The sequence below is a fragment of the Crocosphaera sp. genome (assembly GCF_030064895.1).
GTDB lineage: Bacteria > Cyanobacteriota > Cyanobacteriia > Cyanobacteriales > Microcystaceae > Crocosphaera.
Map to the genome: position 1 here is coordinate 1 of NZ_JASJEB010000020.1, position 12,555 is coordinate 12,555.

Below are 12,555 nucleotides of genomic sequence, written 5' to 3' on the forward strand. Positions count from 1 at the left end.
AGTTACTAGCCAAATTTCTGACCTGGCTTCCCCACTATTAATTTTCCTCCATTCTTAAAAACTAATAAACTTCTCATAGGTTTATTAGGGATGATTTTTTAAAAAAGTCTTTTCATTTTCTTTTTACAAACAGTCTCTTAAAGTGGGAAGTCATAAGTTATTCCTATTTGATTTCTCCCCGTCCCCCCGTCTCCCCGTCTCCCCATGAGTCACTACAGAGTAATTTAACTGCTTAACAGCTTACTGAAGGGAACTAAACCATTTTCCCACAGACTCAAGCCTTTCAGTATTTCGTTGACGACGCAGTTGATATTCTGCGTAAGCAGTATTAATACGGGCAGTAATTTGATGTGCTAGGGGATGTTCCGTGCGATCGGGATGCCACGATCGCAATAAATTTTTATAAGCTTGTTCTACTTTATTGGGGGGAGAAAATGCGGTAATTCCTAACACTTTCCACCAAGAAGAAGCAGGATCAAGTAAGATAGGATCAATCACTAAAGAACTATCCCAGAGAATTAATTTTACTCTTTCCCAAGGCATTCCATAACAACGATGATAAATTTTTTTGAGGGAATTTAACCCTAAAATTTCTGTACTGTGTTGATGCCATTGTCTAAAGGCACAAAGTTTATCCCACTGCCAAAAGGTATGATGGTCTTCGGCCAAAGATTCTAAAACAACTTTAACTAAGCTTGGTGGTTCTTTTAACTGTAATAAATTGGATAATTCAGGAGAAAATTCTCGATGTAAAGGATAATCTACCCATTCCCAATAATTAAAACCTGGTTTTCCTAAGCGTTGACGATAAAAAGAAAACCAACCCATTTCCCATACAGAAGCTAAAGGCGTAACTAAGGGGTAAAATTGACCCTTGAGAGCCGTTTCTGGACTATCTTCTAAGACACAACTTAAGGGAGTGAGTAAAGGGCTTGCTAAAGGATAAAATTGACCCTTGAGAGCCGTTTTCGGACTATCTTCTAAGAGACAACTTAAAGGAGTGAGTAAAGGGCTTGCTAAGGGGTAAAATTGACCTTTGAGACGATCTCGAGGAATATCCTCTAATAAACAAGCGATCGGTTTATGTTGACCCCTTAAAATAGGGGGAGAAGACTTGTGACGTTTGGCTGTGGATAGGAGTAAAGAAACTGCCAACAACATCCCTCCACAGATTAATATATTAGACAAAAAATCACTAATAAAAGCCATCACTCCCATAATTAAACCCCAAAAAATTCTAATAATCTATAGCAGTCAGTAATAATATGCGAGAAGAGAGAATATATCAGGACATAATACTATTATTTATGTCCCTACAAATACATCCTTGTAGGGGTTTAACACTGTTAAACCCTGCTCTTCATTGTCTCACAACCGAAACCTGATTTCTACAGTTACGAACTTAATAATGGTTGTAATCCATGTTTAACAGATGCCCCTCCTATTTGTTCCATCTTAGTCACTGTAATTTGATTACGTCCCCAAGAGAAATTAGTATGCCATTGTTCAAACTCTAATAAAATGGCTTCGGCAAAACAAGCAAACATTTGACGAGAAGGAACATCCATATTGACAGTTTCCATAATCTTCCAGTCAATATCTAGAGAATGTTCCACAACTCCGCCTTTAATGATATGGACATCAGGATGTTTAATTTTTGTGTCTAAATTCTTGGGATAACCACCATCCACAATTAAACAGGGTTTTTTCAGGGTTTCGGGATTAATTTCTACCCCTTTAGGCATACTCGCCACCCAAACGATAACATCTGCTTCGGGTAAGGCTTCTTCTAGCCCCATAATTTTACCCCGTCCCAACTCATCTTGTAGTCGTTGTAATCTTTCTTTATTGCGAGCAATTAATAAAAGTTCCTGAGTATCGGTTTTTTTATCTAACCAACGACACACCGCACTACCAATGTCTCCTGTTGCCCCACAAACGGCAACAGTTGCCTGGGATAAGTCAATACCCAGTTTAGCTGATGCGAGTTCTACTTGACGGGAAATTATATAAGCAGTGTGGGTGTTTCCAGTGGTGAAGCGATCAAACTCTAAAGAGACATTACGAACTTGTCGATTATCCTTAAGGTTGAATTCTTCAAAAATAATCGAAGAAAAACCCCCCAATGCTGTGATATTAAGGTCATTTTTCTGCGCAAAGGCCATTGCATTTAAGATTTTACGAATTGCTGCTTTAATCCGTCGCTTGATCAGCATTTCTGGTAAAAAAGCAGATTCTATATACTTTCCTTCGATTGTTTGTCCTGTGATGCTGGTAACACGAAAATGCTCGACGAATTGGGGTGGAGCAGAACACCACAAATCAAGTCCCTGACTTGCATAAGGACCATAGCCAAAGGCATCAGCGACGGAGTGGGCGTGTTCTAAACTTGTAAGATGACCAATTAAACCAAACATTGATTATTCTATATGATAATTAAGCAGAAAAGAGACTATATTATAGGAAAAAGTTAAGACTCTTAACAATAGTACCGTAATCTTTTACTTATTGATCATATTTTGAGAGTAGATAGCCTTTATCATAGAGGTAGGATTGGTGAAATTACCCATATTGCTGGTTTTAAATCTAAAAAAATACTCGACTTGAGGGAAGTGTCGGAAATTTTGATCTAGCTTTTTAGAGTATCACATCCAATTTTTGAAGTATTTTTACCCTCTATCTATGGCTAAAAACAATATTTTACGTTGGTTTCCCCCCTGTCTCAGTCTGGGGCTATTTGCTTTATCTCTATGGACGATACAAAATAACTTACAGCATTATCAAGCTGAACATTTTTGGGGCAGTTTATCGCAGATTCCTCCTAGTCATATTATCTTAGCGATCGTCCTGACGGCAATAAACTATTTAATTATGACTGGATATGAATGTTTAGGATTAGCTTATATTCGTGAATCCCTTCCCTATAGGAAAAAAGCCTTAGTGGGTATTATTTGTTCTGGGATTAGTAATAGTGTGGGGTTTGCGGTTTTGAGTAGTTGTATGATTCGTTATCGTTTCTATTCTACTTGGGGATTTTCTGTTGTCAAAATTGCCCAAGTTTCTGCTTTTTGTAATCTCTCATTTTGTTTGGGTTTATTTGTAGTTGGTAGTGTCATTTTCCTAAAAGAACCTTTAGCAATCCCCCAATTAATAGATTTCCCATTTCTGTCAGTTCGTCCCATTGGAATCATTTTTTTAATTGTTATTTTAGCCTATTTATTTTTAACTGTTATTCGTCAAAAGCCTTTAATTATTGGTAAGTGGATTATCCCCCATCTTACTTTTAAATTAGCAGCCAGTCAATTAATTATTTCTGCTCTGGATTGGTGTTTAGCTTCGGCGGTTTTTTATACTCTTTTATATCATTCTGTTTCTTTATCTTATTCTGCTTTTTTTGGGATTTACATGTTAGCACAAGTTGCAGGATTAGCTAGTAATATTCCAGGGGGATTGGGAGTTTTTGAAACGGTCATGATGTTATTATTAACTCCATTTATTACGTCAGAAAAATTATTAGGAACCTTGTTAATCTATCGGGGTATTTATTATTTTATTCCTCTGAGTGTAGCTGCTTTACTGTTAGGCAAATATGAATGGCATCATTTCTTTCAGAAGAAAAAGCCTGACTACGAATCAGTCTCTAGCCTCTCAACACCAGCTAGAGAAACTATCAATAAGGTAAATAATTAAAATAAGGGGAAGGAGTTTGAGACTCCCTGGGTTAAAACCGCAGGGATTCTAGAGGTTATCTAATCAGGGGATAAATCCAATGGATTCCCTTCGGTCAATTTATATTTTGGTCGGTCATTCATCCCCACCTTGTGGAAGGATCGGGTATAGTGCCCGACATTAGGATAAAAATAATCTTTGATGAGCGATGGGGTGTGTTCAAGATTCACAATTTTGGCAAAAGAAAGATAAGTCCAAAAACCCAGGCCAGCAAGGAGTTTAGACTATGAGTATATAAACTAGATCGAAAAAGTTACACTCTCCCTGTTAGATTTCTAAGGATTTTGGGAAATATAGGAATAACAAGGGACAAGTTCTCGTAATTCAAATTATAAGGAGTTGGCCTAAAATCTTCGCCAGTTTTACCGTATTTTCAACTATCTTGTTGTTGATACTATTTTGTCGAGTCTGTTTATGGCGATTCTTATGATTACTTAATTACTAAGTTCTTGTCTTTGTAAAAATGTAATCTCTAATTAGAAAAGTTATGTTGAAGCTTACGAAAATGTTGTCCTTAGCTGGAACTCTTATTGTCTTAGGTAGCATTAATCCTGCCCAAGCTGCACTAGTTGCTGAACCATTGGTTATTAATTCAGATGAGGAAAATGTAATACAAACAATTACTGGGTTACAAGTTTTGAATTCAGATGGTTCAGCAATTGATGTATTTACAGTTGATTTTCAATTTGATTCGTTCACTACCATTTTTGGCGGCTTCTCCTCTTCATCTGGCGACTTCTCCCCTTCATCTGAAGCGTTTTTTTTTGATGATTTAGAAGGCGCTGAGTCAGCTAGAAGAGCAATAAATGATGCTATAAATGGTATGACTACTACTACACCCATTGGGGTTGAGGGGTTATTCAATCTTCCTGGTTCCGAAGATGCAATTATTGTCGCTCTCAACTCTTATATAATTCCTGGCAAATTCAGTGACAATGATTCTAACATGGTGGAGACATTGATTGGTCAATTTACAAATGGCGCATGGGTAGGTAATACTACACAGTTACAACCCCAAGGTACTCCGACTATGTACGCAAAATTCACTAAAACAGGGGAAATTAATATTGATAGTACTCCCACTCCTACAGTCCCTGAATCCTCTAATTTAGTGAGTATTCTGATTTTTGGAACATCTCTTCTATTCGTGGCTAAAAATAGAATAAGATGAGGATGTATAACAATACATAAATAAAGCCCACTTAAGTGGGCTTATTGTAGTTTCCTAACACAAATTGAGAATTGACTATTGGTATTAATTAGAAATTAATTTCTATTTTTTCCGGATAACTTTAATTGAATTCCACTAAGTCCCAACAATATAAGGCTCAAAACTGAGGTAGATTCAGGAACTGAGGGTGCGTTGCTCGTTTCGTTTGGGTTAGTGCTTAGTGGGTTAGTGCTTTGCTGGTCATCTGGATCTTGGTGAGTTGACAAAGGAATTAATTGTATAGCAACTCTCTGATTCTCAGAAGCTTCTTGAGGATTGTTATTATTTACCCATCCCATAGTGATTTCACCTTTCAGGTTTGTGACCGTCGATCCCAACCCTCCAAGAATGGTTGGATCAGTGAAGTAAAAAAACGTTTCCTCTGAAATTCCTCCATTCTCAACTACAAGGTTTGATGAACTACAAAAATCACTAATGGGTGATCCATCAGCTTCATTAACACAAATTTCCATACTCGTATTTGCCGCAACCTGTTTGACAACAGAGAACAATTTGAGTCCCTCAATATTTTCACAAGTATTAACGGGAGAAGTAATCACTTTATCACTATTATTGTCATTATTAGCAGAAAATGTTACTGTAGCCTGATTATTGCTACATTGGAGTTCAAATCTAGTTGGAATGTTATTGGACCATACCCAATCCGTCTCATCTAATACCTGATCTAGAGTATCCCGACCTTTCACAAGTCTCTGTTCTTTAAATGTGCTACCTCCAGCAAGACTTTGTAATTTAAAGTTGGGAGCAGGAGTATCAAGAATCTTAAAACTCTCATTCCATAGCTGAAAACTCAAATCAATGCGAGGTTGCTCATCAATATTGCCTCCATCTTCGGAAAATAAAGTGTCTCCGGGGAAAACACCAAGAAAAGGTAAATTAAGGGTTGTAACCGGTTCAATAGCAAGAGAAAATTCAGGAATTTTTTTCTGCAATAAATCACTGATGAAATCATTAAACGGTTGTTCTTCAGCAGTGGGTGAATTGAATCTTGTATTCGCCCCTTGAGTAATACTACCTCCAAAGAAGATTTGTCCATTATTTACACGATTAGGATCAATAGGTGTGTTTTCATCCCAGGAATTAGGATCAACATTCCTGACATTGATAGAAAGGACTGGAGATATCAGTGGGTTTGTGTTAGGGTTCAGAGGGTTGCCACTAGGATCATTACCTGCATTATTAGTTTGATTAAAACGCAATGTAGCCTGTAAATTCCTGATTTCCGCTCCTGCGTCAAGGAAAGGTGTTATGTCATTAATAACGTTTTGGAAATCAAAACCTAGATAAGCTACTTGTTTTCCTGTTTGTCCATTTTGTTCATCTAACTGACCCACTGCAAGGAAGTTATTTCCACCAAGTGTAATCCCAGGAAAACGGGTATCTGAAAAATTATCCTCACTCGCAACAATACCATTGCGCTCCCACGTTTCGGCCTTTACCAGGTTACTGTTAAGAGCTATCAGACCGAAAATAATACTTGTTGTTGCTAGTTTTAAAGGGAAGATTAGAGTTGCCATTTTTCTATAGGTTTTTTTATTGTCTATGTTCAGGGTATAAAGTTAATTCCCCCAAAAACTTTTCATAACTTTTTAGGGTACTCAGAATAGAGTTTTTCTCAAGCTATTCAGATTTTGACACATAAACTATATTTTTGCTTTTGCGAGATAGTCTAATTTCTACGTAACATAGACAATTGATGGGTTAGGAGGATTTTGGTCTTTGTCACAGCTTTCAGAAACCTTAGACGGGCAAATAAAACTGCTCCCCAATGAACCTGGGGTCTATTTAATGCGCGATTATCAAGGGGACATTCTCTACATTGGTAAATCGAAACGGTTACGAACGCGGGTTCGTTCTTATTTTCAGTCTGGGCAAAAGCATAGTCCTCGCATCAGTTTAATGGTGCAACAGGTGGCTAACATCGAGTTCATTGTAACCGATACGGAGGCTGAAGCTTTGGCTTTAGAAGCTAATCTGATCAAGCAGCATCAACCTTATTTTAATGTTTTACTCAAAGATGATAAGAAATATCCTTATGTTTGTATTACTTGGTCGGAAAGTTATCCTCGAATTTTCATTACTCGTAAACGACGTTTAAATCATCAACGCGATCGCTATTATGGTCCTTATGTCGATACCCATTTACTACGGGAAACATTACGCTTGGTGAAACGGGTTTTTCCTCTGCGTCAACGGCCTCAACCTTTATTTAAAGATCGCCCTTGTTTAAACTACGATATCGGTCGTTGTCCTGGGGTCTGTCAAGGGTTAATTTCTCCTCAAGACTATCATAAAATTGTGGAAAAAGTGGCCATGATTTTTCAAGGAAGAACGGAGGAGTTATTACAAAAATTATCAGCACAAATGGAGTTAGCTGCTAGTCAGTTAAATTTTGAAAAAGCTGCTCAATTTCGGGATCAAATTAAGGCTATTCAAGGGTTAGGAATTGATCAAAAAGTTACTTTACCTGATGATACTATTTCACGGGATGCCATTGCCCTAGCTGCTGATAATAGTTATACCTGTATTCAATTATTCCAAATTCGTGCAGGCCGTTTAGTAGGAAGGTTAGGTTTCTTTGCTGATACGGTTTCAGGCAGACCAGAAGGTATTTTACAACGGGTATTAGAGGAACATTATCTACAGGTTGATGCTGTAGAAATTCCCAGTGAAGTTTTAGTGCAGTATCCTCTTCCTGAAACTGATATTTTAGCTAATTGGTTAGGAGAAAAAAAGGAAAAAAAAGTCAATATTATTGTACCTCAAAAACAGCAAAAAGCGGAGTTAATCCGTTTAGTAGAACGTAATGCAGGATACGAACTAGAAAAAATTAAACGCCATGCTCAACAAAATTTATTAGCATTAGAAGATTTAGCGCAATTATTAGATTCACCAACGATTCCCCATCGTATTGAAGGGTACGATATTTCCCATATTCAAGGGTCAAATGCTGTTGCTTCCCAAGTTGTTTTTATTGATGGAGTTGCGGCGAAACAATCTTATCGTCATTACAAGATAAAAAATCCCAATATTACTATGGGTCATTCCGATGATTTTGCTAGTTTAGCAGAAGTATTAGGTCGTCGTTTTCGTTCCTATGAAAATAAATCTGAAAACGAGTTATTAGGGTTAGATGATTATCCCGATTTAATTATGATCGATGGAGGAAAGGGTCAACTTTCTGCGGTGATAAAAGTTTTAGAAAATATGAATCTGATGCCTGGTTTACAAGTGATTAGTTTAGCTAAAAAACGAGAAGAAATTTTCTTACCTAACCAATCTCAACCTTTAGCTACTCACCCTGAACAATCGGGAGTTCAATTATTAAGAAGAGTTCGAGATGAAGCCCATCGATTTGCTGTAAGTTTCCATCGTCAACAACGGTTAAAAAAAAGCCGTCATTCCCGTTTAGATGACATTCCAGGGTTAGGCTTCCAACGACAAAAACAACTACTTGCTCATTTTCATTCTATTGATTATATTCGAGAAGCTTCTATTGAAAAATTACAAGAAGTATCGGGAATTGGTCAAGCTTTAGCAACAGAAATATATAATTATTTTCATCTTAATTAAAAATCTTAAATTCATCAAAAATTACTGTTTATCAATAAAATTGCTAGTTTTTATAGTAAGCAATAACAAATCCTCTTTAGATTTACCCCTTAAAAATTTCATAGGTAAACACTTTCACAAGTCAAAAGCAAAAAGTTTATCTCTTCTGTGAGTAATAGGATTCAAAAGGGAGATAATCTCACCGTGCGATGGCTAGATTATCCGTACCAAGCAATGATTATTTTCTTGTTTTTCTTCTTTATAAATTAAGAGTCTTTAAACCTAAATCTCGGGTAAATTTTTACTTTTACTTTTGTTTTTTTTGTTATTTTACTTTTTAATTTGCCTGAAAGGCCGCGTTAAAACCCTCCTGCGTGTTATAAAATATTAGATGGGGTTGACAACTGGATTTTTTATAAGAATAATGAATTAATAATGTCTAGGTAAAAATCTTCTAATAATGTCCCTAACTAACATCAACTCTGAATTAGTAAAGAATGAACTGAAAAAAATTAAATTAATAGCCACTGATATTGATGGAACCTTAACCAAAAATGGTCAGTTTAATAGTCAGTTAGTATCAAATTTAGAAACATTAAAACAACAAAATATTTTGGTTCTCTTAATCACAGGACGTTCAGCAGGATGGTGTCAATCTTTAGTCAATTATTTGCCAGTATGGGGTATAATAGCCGAAAATGGAGGTGTTTATGCTTTAAAAGAATCACAAAGTATGAAACCGTTAACAGCTATTAATAATATAAGAGAACATCGTCAATTATTACAAAATAATTTTGAGGAAATAAAACAAAATTTTCCCCATCTTCAGCCATCTTCTGACAATCAATTTCGCATAACAGATTGGACATTTGATTGTCACGAATGTTCTCAAGAAGAATTACTAACTATAGAAAAGATTTGTCAGGAGAAAAAATGGGGATTTACATATAGTCATATTCAAGGACATCTTAAACCCCTTAAACAAAATAAAGCTAATGGATTAATATTCCTCAAAGAAACTTATTTTCAAGAGTTGTCTTATTCAGAAATCATGACAGTTGGTGATAGTCCTAATGATGAAAGTTTATTTGATAAAAACTTGTTTCATATTACCGTTGGTGTAGCAAATATAGCTAAGTATCTAGACAAACTAGAACATAAACCCTTGTACATAACAAATTTATCAGAAAGCGATGGCTTTGGCGAATTAGTTAATTTTTTGGTCAAACAAAAATGAGCAAAAAAGTAATTGATAAATAAACAGGTTACTCACAATGTATAGCAATAATCAGAGTTCCTATTTTCTGATTAATAAGAGTATCAATAATCAAACGAGATGCTTTGTAGAGATAATCATTAATCTTGAATTATCTTTTATTACTAGGCTATATAGGCTATAGTTTATTCTAAAAAAACTAAGAGGTTTTATAAATCATTTCGCTGATCGCGGCGTTTGAGTAGCATCTGTAACAAAAACCACGCTAAGGCTGAAACTCTTTGAGGGCAAGGATTTTAGACCCTAACTTTTGGCTGGAAGTTGAGGTTTATATAACTCAAGGGAATTATTAATTTTTGTTAAGCATGAGAACAGTAAGTACAGAAAAACTCAGTATATTTGTGGTTGTTTGATTATATATGACTATAAGAGGTTTTGAAACGGGAAAGACCTTAACGACTTTACACAGAAAAATGATAACTTCATCTATCTTTAATATATAGCCCTATTTTCTCCGTAGGATTAAGTAGCGTGTAATTAAAAGAACTATTTAAAAAATAGTATAAATCCCGTTGTACGCAACCTTCTCTTCATTTTAGGCTAAGTATAGTTAATTGCTTGCTAACAACAGTAAAACAGCGCGGATTTGCCATGTATACTCCCGTAAAAGAAAATGTAAAACTCGAAACCCTTAAGTTGTTTCAAGAGTATCAAAAAAACCCAAAAACTAGAATAAGAAACAAAATTTTAGAATTAAATTTTGGTTTGGTTCGCAGAGAAGCACATCACTGGGTTCATCAATGTCCAGAAAGCTATGAAGATTTAGTTCAAGTTGGGAGTTTAGGTTTAATTCGTGCCATTGAAAGGTTTAGTATTGGAAAAGGTCATGCCTTCAGTTCCTTTGCTATTCCCTATATTAGAGGAGAGATTCAACATTATTTACGAGATAAAAAATATACAGTTCGTATCCCTAGACGTTGGTTAGAAATAGGAAGACAATCTATCCATGTTCGTCAAGAATTTAGAGAAAAATTTAATCGTCAACCCACGGATTCAGAAATTGCTCAAGTTCTAGAAATCTCATTAAAAGAATGGCAAGAAGTCAAACTAGCTTTCCAAAATAGAGAACCGGTTAGTTTAGATGTCAAAATTAGCAATGGTGGAGAAGGACAAACCAGCTTAGGAGATTTAGTTCCCGACGCTAATTATCGCAGTTTTCAACTAGCACAAGAAGATCAAATCCGTCTCCAACAAGCATTAGGAGAATTAGAAGAAAAAACAAGAAATATTCTTGAATTTGTTTTCCTCAAAGACTTAACTCAAAGAGAAACAGCCGAACAATTAGGAATTAGTGTTGTTACCGTTTCTCGTCGTGTCAAAAAAGGGATAGAAATTCTCAAAAATAATATGAGTCAAGAGATATGTTGATTTAAAAAAGAGCTTAATTTACTCTTAATTGGTGATCTTAATCACCTAAAAACGAAATAAATTATGAGAGACTGGAGTTAGGTCTATAATGTAAATTAATGAAAGGAATTGTGTCAATGGCTGATGTTGATCGAGAAAAAAGAAACACTCCATCTTCTTTAAACACCCTTTCCATGACACAGAGAACTTGTGAACCCGCTTCCCCTATTTGTTTCCCAAAATTTGCCACTACCCAACAGGCAAGTTTATTTCAAAAATTAAAAAACAATCAATTTAGTGGTAAAGTTTGTTGCCAAACTGCCCAAGGAACACAATCTAATATTTATTGGTATTTAGGGAGAATTATTTATGTAACAGGGGGAACACACTCTCTAAGAAGATGGATAAGAACAGTGTTGCAACATTGCCCAAAACTGAAAGCAATGGGATTGCAATCTCTCTCCCTGGAAAAAGATATTTCTGTCTCCATTCGTCAAAATCATCCCATTAGTTGGGACTATGATTTACTATGTAGTTGGCTGAAACAGCAAAAAATTGATCGCGCACAATTGTCAGATATTATTGCTAGTATGGTCACGGAAGTTTTATTTGACCTCATGCAACGTAGTCAAGTATCTTGTCATTTTTATACTGATAGAAAATTCTCTTCTCCTCCAGTCTTACTTGACCCACAACAAAGCATTGTTACTACCTGGAAATCTTGGCAAAATTGGCATCGTTCTATGTTAGGAAATCACTCTCCTAATGAAGTTCCTGTGATTAAAAATTTAGAACGATTAAAAAAAAGGTCTTCACCGAAAACCTATCAATTTTTAACCCAGTATATTGATGGAAAACGTAGTTTGCGAGATTTAGCGGTTTATATGGAGCAAGATTTATTAAGGTTGACCTCATCCTTAGTACTGTACATTCAACTGGGACTGATAGACTTAAAAGAAATTGAAGACTTACCTCAATCTTTGACTTTACCTAAACAAAAGTTATTAGCTAAAAATCCCAAAAAGTTGATTGCTTGTGTCAATGATAACCCTCGAATTTTTCAGTTAATGAATGATATTATTACAGAGGAAGGGCATCAATTTTTAGGTATTAGTAATAGCAACAAAGTTATCTCCTTATGTATGGTTCATAAACCTGATTTAATTTTTGTTGATTTAGAAATGTTGGGAATAGATAGTTGGAAAATTTGTCGTCAACTTCGTAAATCTCAAATGTTACCAAAACCTCCCATTATTATTTTCTTAGGAAAAAAAGGAGTGTTTGAAAGGTTACATCATACAATTGCTGGATGTGCTGGTTTTATTAGGAAACCCTTGAATAAACAAGAAATATTGGAAACAATCATTGAACACCTACCCCAATCAGTCGCTGCTTAAGAAAAGCTTTCAGTTCGTCTATA

9 protein-coding genes are annotated in these 12,555 nt (G+C 35.6%); 6 read left to right on the top strand and 3 right to left on the bottom strand.

Translation table 11 applies throughout. The features are described 5' to 3' along the window. Window positions 1–240: 240 nt before the first annotated feature. Both QNJ66_RS07490 and QNJ66_RS07495 read right to left on the bottom strand, forming a co-directional pair. Window positions 241–1,218 carry a J domain-containing protein gene (locus QNJ66_RS07490; protein WP_366146275.1) on the bottom strand — a complete coding sequence of 326 codons (978 nt, stop codon included), beginning with the start codon at window positions 1,216–1,218 and terminating at the stop codon, window positions 241–243. Window positions 1,219–1,394: 176 nt separating this feature from the next. Next, a complete protein-coding gene (locus tag QNJ66_RS07495; protein ID WP_300504718.1) occupies window positions 1,395–2,417 on the bottom strand; it encodes a long-chain acyl-[acyl-carrier-protein] reductase in 1,023 nt (340 codons plus the stop codon). A 265-nt stretch (window positions 2,418–2,682) separates the two neighbouring features. Between QNJ66_RS07495 and QNJ66_RS07500 the strand changes: the two genes are divergently transcribed. Then, window positions 2,683–3,690: a lysylphosphatidylglycerol synthase domain-containing protein gene (locus QNJ66_RS07500; protein WP_300504720.1), complete on the top strand. Its 1,008-nt coding sequence runs from the start codon at window positions 2,683–2,685 to the stop codon at window positions 3,688–3,690. 526 nt (window positions 3,691–4,216) lie between these two features. Then, window positions 4,217–4,900 carry a hypothetical protein gene (locus tag QNJ66_RS07505; RefSeq protein ID WP_300504723.1) on the top strand — a complete coding sequence of 228 codons (684 nt, stop codon included), beginning with the start codon at window positions 4,217–4,219 and terminating at the stop codon, window positions 4,898–4,900. A gap of 95 nt (window positions 4,901–4,995) precedes the next feature. On the opposite strand, the gene QNJ66_RS07510 is transcribed toward QNJ66_RS07505, so the two are convergent. Then, window positions 4,996–6,477, bottom strand: coding sequence for a hypothetical protein (locus QNJ66_RS07510; RefSeq protein WP_300504725.1), 1,482 nt, complete (start codon window positions 6,475–6,477; stop codon window positions 4,996–4,998). A gap of 202 nt (window positions 6,478–6,679) precedes the next feature. Here QNJ66_RS07510 and uvrC point away from each other — a divergent pair, with 202 nt between their 5' ends. The 4 genes from uvrC (at window position 6,680) to QNJ66_RS07530 (ending at window position 12,532) form a co-directional block, all read left to right on the top strand. Further along, a complete protein-coding gene (uvrC, locus tag QNJ66_RS07515) occupies window positions 6,680–8,533 on the top strand; it encodes an excinuclease ABC subunit UvrC (protein WP_300504727.1) in 1,854 nt (617 codons plus the stop codon). A gap of 439 nt (window positions 8,534–8,972) precedes the next feature. Beyond that, entirely contained in the window at window positions 8,973–9,749 is a 777-nt protein-coding gene (locus tag QNJ66_RS07520; RefSeq protein ID WP_300504730.1) for an HAD family hydrolase, read from the top strand. Window positions 9,750–10,379: 630 nt separating this feature from the next. Then, window positions 10,380–11,156, top strand: coding sequence for an RNA polymerase sigma factor SigF (locus QNJ66_RS07525; RefSeq protein ID WP_300504733.1), 777 nt, complete (start codon window positions 10,380–10,382; stop codon window positions 11,154–11,156). A 116-nt stretch (window positions 11,157–11,272) separates the two neighbouring features. Continuing rightward, window positions 11,273–12,532, top strand: coding sequence for a response regulator (locus QNJ66_RS07530; RefSeq protein WP_300504736.1), 1,260 nt, complete (start codon window positions 11,273–11,275; stop codon window positions 12,530–12,532). The last annotated feature ends 23 nt before the right edge of the window (window positions 12,533–12,555 follow it).